Genomic DNA, 18083 nt, shown 5'->3' with positions numbered 1-18083 from the left:
GAGGATAGGGCCATGCCCGTCAACGAGACCCTCGGCACCTGGAGCGAGCTGTTCATGCTCCTGGCCGCCATGACCTATCTGGTGAGCTTCGTGGCCTTCGCCTGGGACATGGCGTCCCACTCCAAGTCCCTGCGCCCGGCCGGGCGGGGCGGGGAGGCCGAGCTCGTGGGCGCCGCCGCGTCCGGTGCCGCCGGGACCGGTGCCGCCGGGGCCGCGGGGAGCGGGTTCCGCACGACCGGCGGGTCGCGGCTGTCCGGGCACGTCGCCGACGCCGAGATGCGCTACACGGGCGAGCGCCGTCCCGCGGCCCGCGTGGCCGTGGCCGTCATGGTCCTCGCCTTCGCCGTCCACGCCGCCGCGGTGGTCAGCCGCGCGATCGCCGCCGGGCGCGTGCCCTGGGGCAACATGTACGAGTTCTGCACCACGGGCGCCCTGGTCGTGGCCGGGGTGTACCTGCTGTCCCTGCTCGCCCGGGACCTGCGCTTCGTCGGCACCCTCGTGTCCGGGCTCGTGGTGATCATGCTGTGCGCGGCGACCATCGGCTTCCCCACCCCGGTGGGCCCGCTGCAGCCGGCGCTGCAGTCCTGGTGGCTCGTGATCCACGTGTCCATCGCCGTGGCCGCCTCCGGGGTCTTCACCATCACCTTCGCCATGGCCGTCCTGCAGCTGCTGCAGGCCCGGCGGGAGAAGGCGATCCTGGCCGGCGAGACGCCCGGGATGGCGTTCCTCGGCATGGTCCCCTCCTCCCAGGCGCTCGAGAACCTGTCCTTCCGGCTCAACGCGGTCGGCTTCGCCTTCTGGACCTTCACCCTCGCCGCCGGCGCGATCTGGGCCGAGCAGGCGTGGGGCCGCTACTGGGGCTGGGACACCAAGGAGGTGTGGACCTTCGTGATCTGGGTGGTCTACGCCGCGTACATGCACGCCCGGGCCACCCGCGGGTGGAGCGGCAACCGCTCGGCGTGGCTGTCGATCGTCGGCTACCTCTGCGTGATCTTCAACTTCGCCGTGGTCAACACGGTCTTCTCCGGCCTGCACTCCTACTCCGGGCTCTGAGACCCAGGACCCAGGACGGTCCCGACGACGGTCCCACGACGAACGGCCCGCACCGGCATCGGTGCGGGCCGTTCGTCGTCGGTGGCGGGGCGGGACCGGGGACCCGCGGAGCCGGCCGGGGTGCGCGGGGCGCTCAGTCGCGCGGCGGGCGCTCCGTCCCGGGCGCGTCGCCCGGGAGGCCGTCGGGGTGCCCGGAGGAGCCGTCCGCGGGGTCCTCCCCGGGCCGGTCCACCCGCTGCTTGCCCTGCGTCCCCTTCCCCTGCTTCCCGGTGCTGCCCGTGCTGCCGGCCGCACCGGGACCACCCTCCCGCTCCAGCTGCTCCTCCCAGCGCCGCAGCTTCTCGGCCTGCTCCTGCTGCCGGCGCCGCTCCTCGAGGTTGCGCAGGAACTGGGGGTCGTCGTCGGGACCCTTGGCGCGCGCGGTCCGTCCGCCGTCGGGGGTGCCCTTGGGGCGCCCGAGGAACAGCCACAGCAGCGCGCCGATCAGGGGCAGGAGGAGGATCACGACGATCCACCCGCCCTTGCGCAGTCCCCGCATCTCGGTGCTGTCGGTGCGGGCGCACTCGATGAGGGAGTAGACGATGACGCCGACCGCCAAGGCGGCGGTGCCGATGATGAGAATCGCTCGACCCATGCCGACAATCCTAGGGGAGCAGCCTGGACGTCAGCCCGGCGGCTCCTCCCAGGTGGGCTCAGTAGACTGGGCGGGTGAATTTCCTCAAGTACTCCCTGCTGCGGCTCGTCGTCCTCGTGCTGGCCTTCCTGCTGTGCCTGTGGCTGGGCGTGGGGATCGTCCTGTCCGGGATCGCCGCCGTGGTGGTCTCCTTCGCGGTCTCCTACCTCTTCTTCCCGCGGCTGCACACCGCGGCCGGCGAGGAGTTCCACCGCTGGACCGCCCGCGCCCCCCGGCCGCAGAACCGGGTGGCCCTCGAGGACCAGGCCGTCGAGGACGCCTACGTGGACCGGAAGCTGCGCGAGGACGGCCGCGAGCTCTGAGCCCGGGGCCTCAGCGGCGGGTCACAGCCACTGCCGCAGCAGCACCGCCAGCAGGAACAGCGCCGCCCAGCCGACGTTGAGCACCCCGCACTGCTTGAGCACGGGGATCAGCCGGCGCCGGTCCCGGACCCGCAGCACCGTCGCGACCGGCGCCCACGCCGCCGGGGCGAGCAGCAGCACGATCAGCATCCACGGGTTGTAGGGCGCCAGGAACAGCACGAGCAGCAGCGCCACGGTGACCTCGGCCGCGAACACCACGCGGGCCAGCGGGTCGCCCAGCCGCACGGCCAGGGTCAGCTTCCCGGCCTCCCGGTCCGTGGGCAGGTCCCGGAGGTTGTTGGCCATCAGCAGCGCGCAGGCGATCAGCCCCGTGGACAGGGCCCCGATCCAGGCCTCGAGGTTGAGGGTGCCCGCCTGGGTGAGGGTCGTGCCGAGCACGGCCACGAGCCCGAAGTAGACGAAGACGAAGAGGTCGCCCAGGCCCAGGTAGCCGTAGGGCGTGCGGCCCCCGGTGTAGCCCCAGGCCGCGAGCACCGCGGAGAGGCCGACCGGGATGAACCACCACTGCCGGCTCAGCAGCACCAGCAGCGCCCCGGCGACCGCGGCCAGGCCGAAGCACACCAGCGCCGCGGCCTTGACCTGCCCGGGCCGGGCGGCGCCCGAGCCCGTGAGGCGCAGCGGGCCGACGCGGTGGTCGTCGGTGCCCTTGATCCCGTCGGAGTAGTCGTTGGCGTAGTTCACGCCGATCTGCAGGAACAGGGCCACCAGCAGGGCCAGCAGCGCACGGACGGGCTCGAAGGAGTGCAGCGCCTGCGCGGCGGCGGATCCGGCCAGGACCGGGGCCAGGGCCATGGGCAGGGTCCTCAGCCGGGCCCCCTCGATCCACTGTGCGGGCGTGGCCACGGGCTACCTCCGGGGAGACGACGGGAAGACGGCGGCGGACGCCGCACGCGGGACGGGGCCCGCCGCGGGGGAGCGGGCGGGGATCATTGTGTCACGCCCCCGCCGGGCCCCCGCTCAGCCGAGGAGCCGGGCCACCGCCGACCGGTCCGGCTTGCCCGTGGGCAGCAGGGGCAGCTCCTCCGGCCACGCCCAGCGCCGCGGGACCGCCGCGGCGCCGTGCTCGGCCCGCACCGCGTCGGCGAGCTCGGCGCGCAGGGCCTCCCGGTCCGTGCCCGGGGCGCTCACCACCGCCGCGCCCACGGCCTGCCCCCACTCCGGGTCGGGCACGCCCACGACGAGGCACTGCCGCACCGCGGGGTGAGCGGCCAGCACGGCCGTCACCAGGCCCGCGGAGACCTTCACCCCGCCGGTGTTGAGCACGTCGTCGACGCGCCCGTGCACGCTGAGCACGCCCTCCGCCGAGAGCTCCCCGAGGTCGTCGGTGCGGTACCAGCGCGTGCCCGCGGCCTCCCGGAAGTGCCGGGCCGTCTGGCCGGGGTCACCGGCGTAGCCCGCGGCGACGACGCCGCCGCCCAGCCAGATCCGGCCCGGACCGCCCGCGCCTGGGGCGTCGTCGTCTCGGGCGATGTGCACGCTCACCCCGTCGAGGGGCACGCCGTCGTAGACGCAGCCGCCGCACGTCTCCGACATCCCGTAGGTCGTCACGACGTTCACGTCGGCGTCCCGGGCGGCGGCGAGCAGGCGCGGCGGGGCCGCGGAGCCGCCCAGCAGGACCGCCTGGAAGCTCTTCAGCGCGGAGACCGCGTCCCCGTTGCGCACCCCGGAGGCCGGTTCGAGGATCCGCTGCAGCTGGGTGGGCACCAGGGAGGTGAAGCGCACGGGGTCCTCCAGCTCCGCGGCCGCCGCCGCGAACGCCTCGGGCGTGAAGCGGTCCGCGGGGTCGAGCACCGCCGGGGTGGTGCCGGCGTAGAGGGAGCGCACCAGCACCTGCAGGCCGGCGACGTAGTGGGCGGGCAGGGCGAGCAGCCACTGCCCCACGCCGCCCGTGCGCACGGCGGTGGCCATCGAGGAGGCGGCGAGGGCGTCCGTGGTGAGCACCGTGCGCTTGGCGCGCCCGGTGGACCCGGAGGTGCGCACCACGACGGCGGGACCCGCCCGGCCCAGCGCCCGCGTCAGCCCGGGCAGCAGGTCGAGGGGGTCGCCGGCCACGGGCCCGTCGAGGACCACGGCGTCGCCGGGGACGTGCAGCTCGGCCATGGCGGCACTTCCTAGAAGTAGTAGGGGAAGCCCGACCAGTCGGGCTCGCGCTTGCCCAGGAACGCGTCGCGGCCCTCGACGGCCTCGTCGGTCATGTACGCCATGCGGGTTGCCTCGCCGGCGAAGACCTGCTGGCCGACCATGCCGTCGTCGGGCAGGTTGAACGCGAACTTCAGCATCCGGATCGCCTGCGGCGACTGGCGGGCGACGTCCTGGGCGTAGCCGATCGCCGCGGCCTCGAGCTCGGCGTGGTCGACGACCTCGTTGACGGCGCCCATCTGCCGCATCCGCTCGGCGTCGTACTCGCGGGCCAGGAAGAAGATCTCGCGGGCGGCCTTCTGGCCCACCTGGCGGGCGAGCAGCGCGGAGCCGTAGCCGGCGTCGAAGGAGCCCACGGTGGCGTCGGTCTGCTTGAACCTCCCGTGCTCGCGCGAGGCGATCGTGAGGTCGCAGACCACGTGCAGGGAGTGCCCGCCGCCGGCGGCCCAGCCGGAGACGGCCGCGATGACGACCTTGGGCATCGTGCGGATCAGCCGCTGCACCTCGAGGATGTGCAGCCGCCCGGCGCGGGCCGGGTCGATGGTCTCGGCGGTCTCGCCCTGCGCGTAGCGGTAGCCGTCGCGGCCGCGGATCCGCTGGTCCCCGCCGGAGCAGAAGGCCCAGCCGCCGTCCTTGGCGGAGGGGCCGTTGCCGGTGAGGATCACCGCGCCCACGTCCGAGCTCATCCGGGCGTGGTCGAGCGTGCGGTAGAGCTCGTCGACGGTGGAGGGACGGAAGGCGTTGCGCACCTCCGGCCGGTCGAAGGCGATCCGCACCCACGGGAGGTCGCGCACCACGGCGCCGCTGCCGTCGCGCTCCACGCCGCGGTGGTAGGTGATGTCCTGCAGGTCCGCGAAGCCCTCGACCGCCCGCCACCGGGTGGGGTCGAAGATCTCGGAGACGCGCTCGGGCAGGTCGGTGGGGTGCTGTGCCGGTTCGCTCACGCCTCCGAGTCTACGTCGGGCCCCCGCGCGGCCCGCGGGCGCCGGAGGAGTCCCGGCACCGGGGTTCCCACGGCCGGTGAGAGACTGGGAGGGTGAACCCCGCCCCCTTCGACCTGTCCCGGATCGGCGCCGGGCTGCCCGTCGCCGCGGTGACCGGCGAGCTGCGCGCGGCCCTGGCCGGCGGGGTCGCGGTCGTGCAGGCGCCGCCGGGCAGCGGCAAGACCACGCTCGTGCCGCCCCTCGTGGCCGGGCACCTGCACGACCGCTCCGGGGACCGACGCCCGGCCCGCGTCGTGGTCACCCAGCCCCGCCGGGTCGCCGCCCGCGCCGCGGCCCGCCGGCTGGCGCACCTGAGCGGCACCCGGGTCGGCGAGCTCGTGGGCCACACCGTGCGCGGGGACCGCCGCGCGGGGCCGCGCACGCTCGTCGAGTTCGTCACGCCCGGGGTCCTGCTGCGCCGCCTGCTGGAGGACCCGGAGCTGACCGGGACCGGCGCCGTCGTCCTCGACGAGGTCCACGAGCGCGGCCTCGAGTCGGACCTGCTGGTCGGCATGCTCGCCGAGGTGCGCCAGCTGCGGGAGGACCTCGTGCTCGTGGCGATGTCCGCGACGCTCGACGCGCCCCGGTTCGCGGGCCTGCTCGGCGACGGCGCCCCCGCCCCCGTCGTCGACTGCCCCGCGGCCCTGCACCCGCTCGCCGTGCATTGGGCCCCGGCGCCGGGGCGCCGCACGGACGAGCGCGGCGTGACCCGGGAGTTCCTCGACCACGTCGCCCGCACGGCGGCGTCCGCCCACGCGCAGGTCCTGGCCCGGGACGCGGCCACGGACGCGCTCGTGTTCGTCCCCGGCGCCTGGGAGGTCGCCCAGGTCGCCCGGCGGCTGCGGGAACGGCACCGCGGCGTCGAGGTGGTCGAGCTGCACGGGCGGGTCGGGCCCGCCGAGCAGGACCGCGCGACCGCCGGGCGGGGCCCCGGGGACCCGCCCCGCGTCGTGGTCGCCACGTCCCTGGCCGAGTCCTCCCTCACGGTGCCGGGCGTGCGCCTCGTCGTGGACTCCGGGCTGTCCCGGGAGCCCCGCCGCGACGCCGCCCGCGGCATGGCCGGCCTCGTCACGGTGGCCGCCTCGCGCGCGTCGGCCGAGCAGCGCGCGGGCCGCGCGGCCCGCCTGGGCCCCGGGGAGGTCGTGCGCTGCTACGACGAGCGGACCTGGGCCGCCATGCCCGCCCACCTCACCCCCGAGCTCGCCGCCGCCGACCTCACGGGCGCGGCCCTGCTGCTCGCCTGCTGGGGCGCTCCCGGCGGGCGGGGGATGGCCCTGCCCGACCCGCTGCCCCCCGCGGCCCTGGCCGAGGCGGTCGCGGTCCTGCACGGGCTCGGGGCCCTCGACGCGCAGGGCCGGGCCACCGCCACCGGGCGGCTGCTCGCGACGGTGCCCGTGGACCCCCGCCTGGCCCGCGGCCTGCTCGACGGCGCCCGCCTCGTCGGGGCCCGCCCCGCGGCCGAGGTCGTCGCCATGGTCTCGGACGACCACCGCCCGCCCGGCGGGGACCTGTCCCGGCTGCTCGGCGACCTGCGCGCCGCCCGGGCCCCGGACGCCCGCCGCTGGGCCGAGGAGGCGCGCCGCCTCGAGGGGATCGCGGCGGGGCTGCTGCGCTCCGGGCGCCCCGCGCCCGGGACCGCCGCACCCGCCGGCGGGAACGGGGTGCCCGGGGACGCGGTGGTGGGCGCCGTCGTGGCCCTCGCCCTGCCCGAGCGGATCGCCCGCAGGGCCGGGGACAGCTGGCTGCTCGTCTCGGGCACCCGCGCCGGGCTGCCCGCCGGCAGCGCCCTCGCCGGCCACGAGTGGCTGGCGGTCGCCGACGTCACGCGGGCCGGTGGGGCGGCGGCCGCCGGCACCGGCGCGGTGGTCCGCGCCGCGGCGCCCCTCGACCGGGCCCTGGCCGAGCAGTGCGCCGAGCACCTGCTCACCGACGAGGTGCGCGCGCGCTTCGACGGCGACCGGGTCACCGCCCGCCGGGTCCGGGCGCTGGGGGCGGTCGAGCTCTCCGCCACCCCCGTGCGCGCTCCGCGGGAGGCCGCCCGCGCCGCCGTGCGGGCCGCGCTCGCCGAGCACGGCACCGGCCTCGTCGGCTGGTCGGACGCGGCCGAGGGGCTGCGCCGCCGGCTGGGCCTGCTCCACCACCACCTCGGCGCGCCGTGGCCCGACGTCTCCGAGGCCGCCCTCGCCGCCCGGCTCGAGGAGTGGCTCGCCCCGGAGCTCGACGCGCTCGCCGGCGGCGCCCGCACCGCCGGCGTCGACCTCACCGCGCCCCTGCGCCGGCTGCTCCCGTGGCCGCAGGCTGGGCGGCTCGACGAGCTCGCCCCGGAGCGCCTGGCCGTCGCCAGCGGTTCGCGGGTGCGGATCGCCTATCCGCCCGCCGACGACCCGGGCCGGCGGCCGGTGGTCAGCGTCAAGCTCCAGGAGTGCTTCGGCTGGGCGGCGTCGCCCACGGTCGCGGACGGGCGCGTGCCGATCCTCTTCCACCTGCTCTCCCCCGCGGGGCGCCCGCTCGCGGTCACCGACGACCTCGCCTCCTTCTGGTCGGGCCCCTACGCCCAGGTCCGCGCCGAGATGCGGGGGCGCTACCCGAAGCACCCCTGGCCCGAGGACCCGTGGACGGCGCGCGCGACCGCCAGGACCGCGCGCCGGGCCTGACGCGGCCGGGCCCGGTGGTGCCCGGCTGTGATCCACGTTACGATGAGGTCACCGCACCTGCCGAGCGCGCTGATCCAGCACGCACGGGACCGGCCCGCCCACCTCGCGGTCCCCGGTCCCGGGGCATGGACCGCACGGCCCCGCGACGCGATCGTTCCCGCGGGCCCGGGCCCGGTCACGGTTCCGCCGGAGGACACCCGCCCCTGACCGGGTGCCCCGGCACGCTCCTGCACTGCTGCGCGCAGCGCCACACGGAAATGGGTACGCACTCATGACTGCCACCTCGATCGAGTCCTCCACGGCGACGTCCGCCCCGACCACCTCGTCCCTGCCGCTGGTCGCCCAGGTCGCCGCGCCCGCGGTCGGCCCGGAGCTCGCCCGCTCCTGGCTGCTCGTCAACGGCGCCCAGGCCGAGCGGTTCGCGGCGGCCGCGGCGAGCGCGGCGGACGTCGTCGTGCTCGACATCGAGGACTCCGTGGCGCCCAAGGACAAGGAGCGCGCCCGGCGCAACGTCATCCGCTGGCTCGACGCCCCGGACGAGCACGGCGGGCAGCACCGCGCGTGGGTGCGCGTCAACGGCTTCGGCACCCAGTGGTGGGAGGACGACCTGCGCGCCCTCGCCGGCGTGCGCGGCCTCGAGGGGATCATGCTCGCCATGGTCGACTCCCCGGAGCACGTCACCCGTACCGCGGAGCTGCTCAAGGACACCCGGATCGTCGCGCTCGTCGAGACGGCCCGGGGGGTGCAGAACCTCCAGGCCATCGCGGGGGCGCGCTCCACGTACCGGCTCGGCTTCGGCCTCGGCGACTTCCGCCGCGACACCGGCTTCGGCGAGAACCCCATGACGCTGGCCTACACCCGCTCCCAGTTCACCATCGCCTCCCGCGCCGCGAACCTGCCCGGTCCCATCGACGGGCCCGCCGTCGGGGCGCTGGGGCCCAAGCTGGCCGAGGCCACGGCCGTGACCCTCGAGTTCGGGATGACCGGCAAGCTGTGCCTGATGCCCGAGCAGACCGCCACGGTCAACGAGGGCCTCAGCCCCTCGCTGTCGGAGCTGTCCTGGGCCACGGAGTTCCTGCAGGGCTTCGACGCCGACGGCGGCGAGATCCGCAACGGCTCCGACCTGCCCCGGCTCGCCCGCGCCCGGAAGATCCTCGGCCTGGCCGCGGCCTTCGGCCTGACCGTGCCCGAGGGCTACGACGTCCACTTCGAGGCGCCGACCGACACGTACCACTGCTGATCCGGTGGTGCGGGGCCGGTGGCCGGCCCCGCTGCGCGCGGGCGGCGCACCCCCTGCCCGCGCCCGGGGAACCGGTGGGGCCGTGCAGACGCGGCCCCACCGGTTCTGCTCCCGGACACGTCCCGCAACCTCTGGGCCGGCGCGGACGGCGGAACTAGATTGGGCAGGGTGCAGACACCCCCGCGCCTCCCTGCTCCCCGCCCCGCGACGTCCCGGCCGGTCACCCGCGCGGCGGCGACGGCCGCGCTGACCCTGTCCGCCGGCCTGCTCACCACGGGCTGCTCGGCGCTCTCCCCGGACGACGGGCGGCGGACCGCGGAGCAGGTCGCCGCGGCGCTGAGCGCCGGCAGCCTCGGGGAGCTGGGCTTCGCCAACGTCCACGGCTCCGCCGCCCAGGCCGAGTTCGAGCGGGTCACCCGCAACCTCAGCGGCCTGACGGCGTCCGTGGAGGCGGGCCCCGTGGCGGACACCGGGGAGGAGGACCGCCGCGCGGCGTCCCTCTCCTGGTCCTGGCACCTGCCCGGCGTCGACCACGACTGGCAGTACGAGTCCCGCCTGGAGCTGGTCCGGGACGAGGAGGGCCGGTGGCTCCCGCAGTGGGCCCCGGACGTCGTCGAGCCGTCGCTGGCGCCGGGGCAGGGCCTGCAGCGCCTCGCCCTGTTCCCGGACCGGGGGGACGTGCTCGGGGCGGACGGGCGGACGATCGTGACGGAACGGCCGATCCGGCGCGTGGGCATCGACAAGTCGGAGCTGGACGAGGGGCAGGCGAGCGCCGCCGCGCGGCGGCTCGCGGCCGTGCTGGAGATCGACGCCGACGCCTACGCCGAGGCCGTCGAGCAGGCCGGGCCCGAGGCGTTCGTCGAGGCCCTGCCGCTGCGGGAGGCGGACTTCCGGGCCCTCGACGCGCAGCGCATGGACGCGGTGCCGGGGCTGCGCGTGGTCCAGGACGAGCTCCCGCTGGCGCCCTCCCGGGGCTTCGCCGCGGACGTGCTCGGCAGCGTGGCCGAGGCGACGGCGGAGGATCTGGAGGAGGCCGGGGGCGAGCTGGAGCCGGGGTCCATGATCGGCCGCGGAGGCGTCCAGGAGGCCTTCGACGACCGGCTGCGCGGCGAGCCCGGCACCATCGTGCAGAAGGTCCAGCTCCAGGAGGACGGCGGGGTGGATCCCGTCTCCGGCACGCCCCTGGTGCAGATCGAGCCCGTGGCCGGCGAGCCGGTCGAGCTGACCCTGGACCCGGGCCTCCAGGAGGCCGCGAGCGGGCTGCTGGCCGACGTGGAGTCGCCCTCCGCGATCGTGGCGATCCGCCCCTCGACCGGCGACGTCGTGGTCGCCGCCAACGGCCCGGGCTCCGAGGGCTACTCCACGGCCCTGCTGGGCCAGTACGCGCCCGGCTCCACGTTCAAGCTCGCGACCGCGCTCGCCATGGTCCGCGAGGGGGACACGGCCGGGACGGTCGTGCAGTGCCCGCCCTCGCTGACGGTCGACGGCGCCAGGTTCAGCAACGTCGAGTCCTACGACCCGGCGTTCCTCGGGTCCATCACCCTCAGCGAGGCGATGGCCCACTCGTGCAACACCAGCTTCGTCGCCCAGCACGACCGGATCAGCCAGCAGGAGCTCGCGGACGCGGCCGCGGCCCTGGGCGTCGGGCTCGAGACGGACCTCGGCGTGCCGGCCTTCTTCGGCTCGATCCCCGCCGAGGAGACCGGGGCCGAGCACGCCGCGGCGCTGTTCGGGCAGGGCCGGACCCTGGTGTCCCCGCTGACGATGGCGAACCTCGCCGCGTCGGCCGCCGCCGGGCAGCTGGTCACGCCCCGCCTGGTCGCCACCGAGGGCCTCCTCGACGAGGACCCGGCGCGCCCTGCCACGGACCGGACGCTGACCGCGCAGGAGGCGGAGCAGCTGCGCACGACCATGCGGGCGGTCGTGACGGACGGATACCTCGACTCCCTGCAGGAGCTCGACCCGGACACCGCCATCGGCAAGACCGGCACCGCCGAGTACGGCACCGAGGACCCCCCGCGCACCCACTCCTGGGTCGTCGCCGAGCACGAGGACCTCGCCGTCGCCGTGTTCGTCGAGGACGGCGACCTCGGCGCGATCACCGGCGCCCCGATCGCCCTGGACTTCCTGCGCGCCGCCGACCGCGCCGCCGACCGTCCGGCCGCCCCGCCCAGCGCTGAGCCCGGCAGCGAGCCCGGCACCGACCCCGAGGAGACCCCATGACCCGGCAGCCCGCACCGGCCAGGACCAGGATCGGCGTCGTCGGCGCCGGGTCCGTCGGCACGTCCCTCGCCTACGCCGCCCTGATCCGGGGCGCCGCCCAGGACGTGGCGCTGTTCGACCTCGACGCGGCCAAGGTCCGCGCGGAGGCCCTGGACCTCGCCCACGGCACCATGTTCACCCCGGGGGCCCGGGTGACCGGCTCCGACGACGTCGCGGTGCTGGCCGGCTCCGACGTCGTGGTCGTCACCGCCGGGGCGAAGCAGCAGCCGGGCCAGACCCGGATGGACCTCGCCGGGGCGAACGCGTCGATCCTCGAGTCCCTCGTCCCGAGGCTGCTCGAGCAGGCCCCCGACGCCGTGCTCGTGCTCGTGACCAACCCGTGCGACGTGCTCACGGTCGTGGCGCAGCGGATCAGCGGCCTGCCGGCGGGCCGCGTGCTGGCCTCCGGGACGGTGCTGGACACCTCCCGGCTGCGCTGGCTGCTCGCCCAGGAGGGCGGGGTGTCCACCACGAGCGTGCACGCGAGCATCGTGGGGGAGCACGGGGACACCGAGTTCCCCCTGTGGTCCAGCGCGAACATCGGCCAGGTCCCGCTGCGGGAGTGGGCGGTGGACGGGCGCCGCCCGTTCACCGAGGAGCGCCTGGCGGAGCTGGCCGACGAGGTCGTCCACGCCGCCTACGCCGTGATCGCCGGCAAGGGCGCCACGAACTACGCGATCGGCCTCGCCGGCGCGCGCGTCGCCGAGGCGGTGCTGGGCGACGAGCACGCGGTGCTGCCGGTGTCCACCGTGCTGGACGACTACCGGGGGATCAGCGGGGTGGCGCTGTCCGTGCCGTCGGTCGTGGCCCGGCAGGGCGTCGTCGAGCTCCTGCCCGTGCCGATGGACGCCCAGGAGCTGACGCTGCTGCACCGCTCCGCCGAGGCGATCCGCCGGACGCTGTCCACGATCGGCTACTGAGCCCGGCCGCGCCGCCGCACGGCCCGGGTCCCGGCTCAGGCGCGGTCGTGGGCCTGGAGGAACTCGTAGACCTCCCGCTCGTCGACGCCCGGGAAGGCGCCCTCCGGCAGCGCCGCCAGCACGTGCGAGTGGGCCCGGGTGTTGGGCCAGGCGTGGCCCGCCCACACCCGGCTCAGCTCCTCCGGCGGCCGGCGGCAGCACGACGGGTCGGGGCACGTCGAGACGGTCCGGTGCGGGGTGTCACGGCCGCGGAACCAGCGGGCGTCCGTGAACGCGACCCCCACGCCGATGGAGAACGCGCCCTGGCCCGAGAGCTCGGTGCGCGTGGAGCACCAGTAGGTCCCCGACGGGGTGTCCGTGTACTGCGCGAAGGCCGTGAACTGGTTGGGCTGGTCGAACACGGTGCGCCCGGACCACTTCCGGCAGGACATCTGGCCCTCGATCGCCCCCGTGTGGTCGGTGGGGAACACGAGCCCGTCGTTCTCGTAGGCCTTGTGGATCACGCCGGAGGAGGCCACCTTGTGGAAGTGGGTGCGGATGCCCAGGTGGCGGGTCGCGAGGTTGGTGAACCGGTGCCCGGCGGTCTCGTGCGAGACCGAGAAGCGGTCCTTGAGGTCCTCCAGGAAGAGATCCCGGTTCTTCTTCGCCTCCGTGAGGAACGGGACGGTCTTGTCCTCGGGCAGCATCACGGCCGCCGCGAAGTAGTTGGCCTGCACCCGCTGGAACAGGAACTCCGCGTAGTCCTTCGGGGGCTGGTGGTCGAGCACCTGGTGGCCCACCGCCTGGAGCAGCACGGCCCGCGGGTCGTGGTCGGCGCGGGGACTGTGCACCAGGTAGATCCGCCGGTTGAGCAGGTCGGTGACCGAGCGGGTCGAGTGGGGCAGGTCCGTGACGTGGTGGATGCTGTAGCCGAGCCGGCCGACCATCTCGGAGATCACGGAGTTGGAGACGGGGCCCGAGGTGTAGCCCCCCAGGGCCAGCAGCTCCTTGGCCGACTGCTCCAGGTCCGGGAAGTAGTTGTCCTGCTCCCGCATCAGCCGGCGCAGCTGCACGTTCGCCCGCCGGGCCTCCTCCGGCGTCGCCGAGTTCCGCTCCAGGGACTGCGCCAGCCGCTCCTGCAGGGCCACGAGGGCCTCCAGCACCTCGGTGGACAGCGCCGAGCTCACGCGCACCGTGGGCAGGCCCAGCTGCTCGTAGAAGGGGGAGCGCTGGGTGCGCTCGAGCTGGATCTCCAGCGCCTCGCGCCGGTTCGCGGGCTCGGCCCCGAGCAGCGCGTCCACGCTCGTGCCGAGGACGTCGGCGAGACGCCGGAGCAGGCTCAGGCGCGGCTCGCGCCGGCCGTTCTCGATCACGGACAGCTGCGACGTCGCGGTGCCCGCCCGGCCGGCCAGCTCGGCCAGCGTCAGCCCCCGCTCCTTGCGCAGCGACCGGATGCGCCGGCCGAGCCCGATCAGATCGGTGGTCCCGGCCTGGTCGGTCCCGGCCTGCTCCTCGTATCCCCACGCGCTCGTCACCATTTCTTCACGATAGACGAAATATCCCGGAATTTCATGGTGACATGTGGGGCTCACGGGGTCCGCGAGGGCGCAAAGTGGTGTGTGTCACCTCGGGAGCGCGAACTTCCGGATGACCTCGAGAACCACCGTCACGCCACCGAGCACCACCCCGGACCACTCAACGAGGAGCTGACATGTCCACCCAGAACACCCCCAGGACCGCCGACGAGATCCGCCAGGAGTGGGACGCCGATCCGCGCTGGGCGCGGATCACCCGCGAGTACTCCGCCGAGGACGTCGTGAAGCTGCGCGGTACGGTGCAGGAGGAGCACACCCTCGCCCGCCGCGGCGCGGAGCAGCTGTGGCAGAAGCTGCACGACAACGACTTCATCAACGCGCTGGGCGCGCTGACCGGCAACCAGGCCGTCCAGCAGGTCAAGGCCGGCCTGAAGGCCATCTACCTCTCGGGCTGGCAGGTCGCCGCGGACGCGAACCTGGCCGGGGAGACCTACCCCGACCAGTCGGTCTACCCGGCGAACTCCGCCCCGGCGGTCGTGCGGCGGATCAACAACGCCCTGCTGCGCGCCGACCAGATCGAGCACGCCGAGGGCATCAGGACGGTCGAGGACTGGCTGGTGCCGATCGTCGCCGACGCCGAGGCGGGCTTCGGCGGCTCGCTCAACGCCTACGAGCTCATGAAGTCGATGATCACCTCCGGCGCGGCGGGCGTGCACTGGGAGGACCAGCTGGCCTCCGAGAAGAAGTGCGGCCACCTCGGCGGCAAGGTCCTCATCCCCACCGCCCAGCACATCCGCACCCTCAGCGCGGCCCGGCTCGCGGCCGACGTCGCCGACGTCCCGTCGGTGGTCATCGCCCGCACCGACGCGGAGGCGGCCACCCTGATCACCTCGGACGTCGACGAGCGGGACCAGCCGTTCATCACCGGGGAGCGCACGGCGGAGGGCTACTACAAGGTCCGCAACGGGCTCGAGGCCTGCATCGCCCGCGGCAACGCGTACGCCCCGTACGCGGAGCTGCTGTGGATGGAGACCGGCACCCCCGACCTCGAGATGGCGAAGAAGTTCGCCGAGGGCATCCACGCCGAGCACCCGGACCAGATGCTGGCCTACAACTGCTCGCCGTCGTTCAACTGGAAGAAGCACCTCGACGACGACACGATCGCCAAGTTCCAGCGCGAGCTGGCCGCGATGGGCTTCAAGTTCCAGTTCATCACCCTCGCCGGCTTCCACACGCTGAACTACTCGATGTTCGACCTCGCCCACGGCTACGCCCGGGAGCAGATGAAGGCGTACGTGGACCTGCAGGAGCGCGAGTTCGGGGCCGAGGAGCGCGGCTACACGGCCACCCGTCACCAGCGGGAGGTCGGCACCGGCTACTTCGACCTCGTGACGACCGTCCTCAACCCGGCCTCCTCCACCGCGGCCCTGGCGGGCTCGACCGAGACCGCCCAGTTCCACTGAGCACCCACCCCGGTCCGGCCCGCCCGGCCGGACCGGCCGGCCGGGGGCCCCGCACGGGCCCCCGGCCGCGCCGCACCCGGCAGGGCGACGACGCCGCCGGGCGCGGCGCCACCCACCACCCCAGAGTCCACCAGGCGAGGAACAGGCGAGGAACAAGCCATGATGACGATGAGCAGCGACCCCGTGACGATCAACGGCGTGACCCTCACCGGCCACCACGTGCCCCGGCAGAACAGCGTGCTCAGCCCCGACGCGCTCGGCTTCCTGGCGGCGCTGCACCGGGAGTTCGAGCCGCGCCGGCGCAGTCTGCTGGCCGCCCGCGAGGAGCGGCGCCGGGCGATCGCCCGCGGCACGGACCCGGCCTTCCTGCCGGAGACCCGGCAGATCCGCGAGGACGACTGCTGGCGGGTCCCGCCGCCCCCGCCCGGCCTCGAGGACCGCCGGGTCGAGATCACCGGCCCCACCGAGCGGAAGATGACCATCAACGCGCTCAACTCCGGGGCGAAGGTGTGGCTGGCGGACATGGAGGACGCCAACACCCCGCACTGGACCAACGTCGTGACCAACCAGCTCAACCTCGTCGACGCCCTCGAGGGCACCATCGAGCACACCGGCCCCGACGGGAGGAAGTACGCGCTCGAGAACAAGGACGCCCGGGCCAACCCCACGATCGTCGTCCGCCCCCGCGGCTGGCACCTCGAGGAGAAGCACCTGTCCGTGCGCGGGGAGCCCGTCGCCGGCGCGCTCGTGGACTTCGGCCTGTACTTCTTCCACAACGTCCGCCGGCTCCAGAAGCTCGGCCTGGGGGCGTACTTCTACCTGCCCAAGCTCGAGAGCCACCGCGAGGCCCGGCTGTGGCACGACATCTTCACCCGCGCCGAGTCCATGCTCGGGGTGGACCGCGGCACCATCCGTGCGACCGTGCTCATCGAGACCATCACCGCCGCGTTCGAGATGGAGGAGATCCTCTGGGAGCTCGGCGAGCACGCCGCGGGCCTCAACGCCGGGCGCTGGGACTACATCTTCTCCGTCATCAAGAACTTCCGCACCCGCGGGCCCCGGTTCATCCTGCCGGACCGCGCCGCGGTGACCATGACGCAGCCGTTCATGCGCGCCTACACCGAGCAGCTGGTGTGGGCCTGCCACCGCCGCCAGGCCATGGCCATCGGCGGGATGGCGGCGTTCATCCCGAGCCGGCGCGACGAGCAGGTCAACCGCACCGCCATCGAGAAGGTCCGCGCCGACAAGACCCGCGAGGCCGAGGACGGCTTCGACGGCTCCTGGGTGGCCCACCCCGACCTCGTGCCGGTGTGCCAGGAGGTCTTCGACGCGGTCCTCGGCGACAGGCCCAACCAGCTCGACCGGCGGCGGGAGGACGTGGTGCCCGACGACAAGGCGCTCATCGACGTCGCCTCGGCCGAGGGCCGGATCACCGAGGCCGGGATCCGCAACAACATCGAGGTCGGCATCCGCTACATCGAGGCCTGGCTGCGCGGCAGCGGGGCCGTCGCGATCCACAACCTCATGGAGGACGCCGCGACCGCGGAGATCTCCCGGTCCCAGATCTGGCAGTGGGTGAACACCCGCGCCATCACGGACGAGGGCGAGGAGATCACCCGCGAGTGGGTGCGGGAGCTGTTCGAGGAGGAGTTCGCCGCCCTCGAGCGCGCCGAGGGCGACCGCTTCGACGACGCCCGGTCGATCTTCGAGGAGGTGGCCCTGGCCGACGAGTACCCCGCCTTCCTGACCACCCCCGCCTACGAGCGGTTCCTGGCCGAGCCGGAGGACCCGCACGAGCCCCAGGAGGTCCTGCCCCGCGCGGCTCAGACCGCCCGCTGAACCGCCCAGCCGGCCGGGTCCACGACCCACGGCCCCCGCGGCAGGACGTCCTCGTCGAACACGGCGAGGACGTCCTGCGCCGTCCGGACCGGCCCGGGCAGGCCCAGGGACCGCCCGATCAGGCCCAGCACCTCGGCCGGGCCGTGGCCGGCGGCCGAGAGCTCCGCGAGGGTCACGGCGCCGTCGCGCTTGGCGAGGCGCTGCCCGTGCGGGTTGAGCACGAGGGGCACGTGCACCCACTCGGGCCGCGGCAGCCCGAGCACCGCGGCCAGGTGGGCCTGCCGCGGGGTCGAGGGCAGCAGGTCGTCGCCGCGCACCACCTGGTCCACGCCCTGGTGGGCGTCGTCGACGACCACCGCCAGGTTGTAGGCGGGGCGCCCGTCGTTGCGCAGCAGCACGAAGTCGTCCACCAGCCCGGTGTACGCGCCCGCCCACCGGTCCACGACCGTGAGCGAGCGCACCTCGGCGCGCAGCCGCACCGCCGGCGGGCGCTCGCGCCGGCGCCGGGCCCGCTCGGCACCGTCCAGGCCGCGGCACGTGCCCGGGTAGGCGCCGGGGGCCCCGTGGGGCGCGCTCGCCGCCGTCTGGATCTCCCGGCGCGTGCAGTAGCACTCGTAGGTGCGGCCCTGCGCCGTCAGCGCCTCCACGACGGCCCGGTGGACGGGCTCCCGCGTGGACTGCAGCAGCGGCTCCCCGTCCCAGTCCAGACCCAGGCGGGCGAGGTCCTCGAGCTGGCGCTCGGCGGAGCCGGGGCGGACCCGGTCGAGGTCCTCGACCCGCAGCACGAAGCGCCGCCCGCTCGAGCGGGCGAAGGCCCACGCCAGCAGCGCCGTGCGGAGGTTGCCCAGGTGCAGGTCCCCGGAGGGCGAGGGGGCGTAGCGGCCGGCGCCCGCCGCCGCATCCCCCGGACGGGTGGACGTCATGCGTGACAGGATAGCCAGCCGCGGTCGGTACCCTGGA

14 protein-coding genes are annotated in these 18083 nt (G+C 75.1%); 8 read left to right on the top strand and 6 right to left on the bottom strand.

What is annotated here, in order from left to right; all coding sequences use genetic code 11:
• Positions 1–12: 12 nt before the first annotated feature.
• A complete protein-coding gene (gene ccsB, locus ACYSMR_RS05795) occupies positions 13–1053 on the top strand; it encodes a c-type cytochrome biogenesis protein CcsB (RefSeq protein WP_251333945.1) in 1041 nt (346 codons plus the stop codon).
• Between the two features lie 133 nt (positions 1054–1186).
• Here ccsB and ACYSMR_RS05790 read toward each other — a convergent pair whose 3' ends face one another.
• The gene (locus ACYSMR_RS05790) at positions 1187–1687 is read right to left on the bottom strand and encodes a PLDc N-terminal domain-containing protein (RefSeq protein WP_461747630.1); all 501 of its coding nucleotides are present in this window, start codon (positions 1685–1687) and stop codon (positions 1187–1189) included.
• 74 nt (positions 1688–1761) lie between these two features.
• Between ACYSMR_RS05790 and ACYSMR_RS05785 the strand changes: the two genes are divergently transcribed.
• The gene (locus ACYSMR_RS05785) at positions 1762–2049 is read left to right on the top strand and encodes a DUF4229 domain-containing protein (RefSeq protein WP_251333947.1); all 288 of its coding nucleotides are present in this window, start codon (positions 1762–1764) and stop codon (positions 2047–2049) included.
• A 21-nt stretch (positions 2050–2070) separates the two neighbouring features.
• On the opposite strand, the gene ACYSMR_RS05780 is transcribed toward ACYSMR_RS05785, so the two are convergent.
• The 3 genes from ACYSMR_RS05780 to ACYSMR_RS05770 all read right to left on the bottom strand — a co-directional run bounded on the left by ACYSMR_RS05780 (position 2071) and on the right by ACYSMR_RS05770 (position 5192).
• Complete coding sequence (locus ACYSMR_RS05780) at positions 2071–2952, bottom strand: 1,4-dihydroxy-2-naphthoate polyprenyltransferase (protein ID WP_251333948.1); 882 nt, start codon at positions 2950–2952, stop codon at positions 2071–2073.
• A 114-nt stretch (positions 2953–3066) separates the two neighbouring features.
• Positions 3067–4209, bottom strand: coding sequence for an AMP-binding protein (locus ACYSMR_RS05775; RefSeq protein WP_461747629.1), 1143 nt, complete (start codon positions 4207–4209; stop codon positions 3067–3069).
• Between the two features lie 11 nt (positions 4210–4220).
• Positions 4221–5192, bottom strand: a complete 972-nt coding sequence (locus tag ACYSMR_RS05770) for a 1,4-dihydroxy-2-naphthoyl-CoA synthase (RefSeq protein WP_251333950.1) — start codon at positions 5190–5192, stop codon at positions 4221–4223.
• Positions 5193–5284: 92 nt separating this feature from the next.
• Here ACYSMR_RS05770 and hrpB point away from each other — a divergent pair, with 92 nt between their 5' ends.
• The 4 genes from hrpB to ACYSMR_RS05750 all read left to right on the top strand — a co-directional run bounded on the left by hrpB (position 5285) and on the right by ACYSMR_RS05750 (position 12307).
• Positions 5285–7885, top strand: coding sequence for an ATP-dependent helicase HrpB (hrpB, locus tag ACYSMR_RS05765; protein ID WP_461747628.1), 2601 nt, complete (start codon positions 5285–5287; stop codon positions 7883–7885).
• A gap of 271 nt (positions 7886–8156) precedes the next feature.
• On the top strand, positions 8157–9125 hold the full coding sequence (locus ACYSMR_RS05760) for an HpcH/HpaI aldolase/citrate lyase family protein (RefSeq protein ID WP_461747627.1): 969 nt from the start codon (positions 8157–8159) through the stop codon (positions 9123–9125).
• Between the two features lie 168 nt (positions 9126–9293).
• Complete coding sequence (locus ACYSMR_RS05755) at positions 9294–11348, top strand: penicillin-binding transpeptidase domain-containing protein (protein ID WP_461747626.1); 2055 nt, start codon at positions 9294–9296, stop codon at positions 11346–11348.
• On the top strand, positions 11345–12307 hold the full coding sequence (locus tag ACYSMR_RS05750) for an L-lactate dehydrogenase (protein ID WP_461747625.1): 963 nt from the start codon (positions 11345–11347) through the stop codon (positions 12305–12307). The genes ACYSMR_RS05755 and ACYSMR_RS05750 overlap by 4 nt, the downstream gene beginning before the upstream one ends.
• A 35-nt stretch (positions 12308–12342) precedes the next feature.
• Here ACYSMR_RS05750 and ACYSMR_RS05745 read toward each other — a convergent pair whose 3' ends face one another.
• Positions 12343–13824 (bottom strand): helix-turn-helix domain-containing protein, encoded by a 1482-nt coding sequence (locus ACYSMR_RS05745; RefSeq protein WP_309125341.1) that lies wholly within the window; start codon positions 13822–13824, stop codon positions 12343–12345.
• Positions 13825–13997: 173 nt separating this feature from the next.
• Here ACYSMR_RS05745 and aceA point away from each other — a divergent pair, with 173 nt between their 5' ends.
• Positions 13998–15284 (top strand): isocitrate lyase, encoded by a 1287-nt coding sequence (aceA, locus tag ACYSMR_RS05740; protein ID WP_309125342.1) that lies wholly within the window; start codon positions 13998–14000, stop codon positions 15282–15284.
• Between the two features lie 162 nt (positions 15285–15446).
• Positions 15447–17123: a malate synthase A gene (gene aceB, locus ACYSMR_RS05735; RefSeq protein ID WP_461748008.1), complete on the top strand. Its 1677-nt coding sequence runs from the start codon at positions 15447–15449 to the stop codon at positions 17121–17123.
• On the opposite strand, the gene gluQRS is transcribed toward aceB, so the two are convergent.
• Positions 17108–18046: a tRNA glutamyl-Q(34) synthetase GluQRS gene (gene gluQRS, locus ACYSMR_RS05730; RefSeq protein WP_251332867.1), complete on the bottom strand. Its 939-nt coding sequence runs from the start codon at positions 18044–18046 to the stop codon at positions 17108–17110. The genes aceB and gluQRS overlap by 16 nt on opposite strands.
• Positions 18047–18083 lie beyond the last annotated feature (37 nt).

Source organism: Kocuria sp. U4B, assembly GCF_054875615.1.
The sequence above is the reverse complement of the archived record's forward strand: the minus strand, read 5'-3'. Positions and strand labels throughout refer to the sequence as shown.

Bases quoted from the DNA above. Each gene is read 5' to 3' on its own strand.
- ccsB (WP_251333945.1), top strand. From the start codon at position 13: ATGCCCGTCAACGAGACCCTCGGCACCTGGAGCGAGCTGTTCATGCTC.
- ACYSMR_RS05790 (WP_461747630.1), bottom strand. From the start codon at position 1,687: ATGGGTCGAGCGATTCTCATCATCGGCACCGCCGCCTTGGCGGTCGGC.
- ACYSMR_RS05775 (WP_461747629.1), bottom strand. From the start codon at position 4,209: ATGGCCGAGCTGCACGTCCCCGGCGACGCCGTGGTCCTCGACGGGCCC.
- ACYSMR_RS05760 (WP_461747627.1), top strand. From the start codon at position 8,157: ATGACTGCCACCTCGATCGAGTCCTCCACGGCGACGTCCGCCCCGACC.
- ACYSMR_RS05750 (WP_461747625.1), top strand. From the start codon at position 11,345: ATGACCCGGCAGCCCGCACCGGCCAGGACCAGGATCGGCGTCGTCGGC.
- ACYSMR_RS05745 (WP_309125341.1), bottom strand. From the start codon at position 13,824: ATGGTGACGAGCGCGTGGGGATACGAGGAGCAGGCCGGGACCGACCAG.
- aceA (WP_309125342.1), top strand. From the start codon at position 13,998: ATGTCCACCCAGAACACCCCCAGGACCGCCGACGAGATCCGCCAGGAG.
- aceB (WP_461748008.1), top strand. From the start codon at position 15,447: ATGACGATGAGCAGCGACCCCGTGACGATCAACGGCGTGACCCTCACC.
- gluQRS (WP_251332867.1), bottom strand. From the start codon at position 18,046: ATGACGTCCACCCGTCCGGGGGATGCGGCGGCGGGCGCCGGCCGCTAC.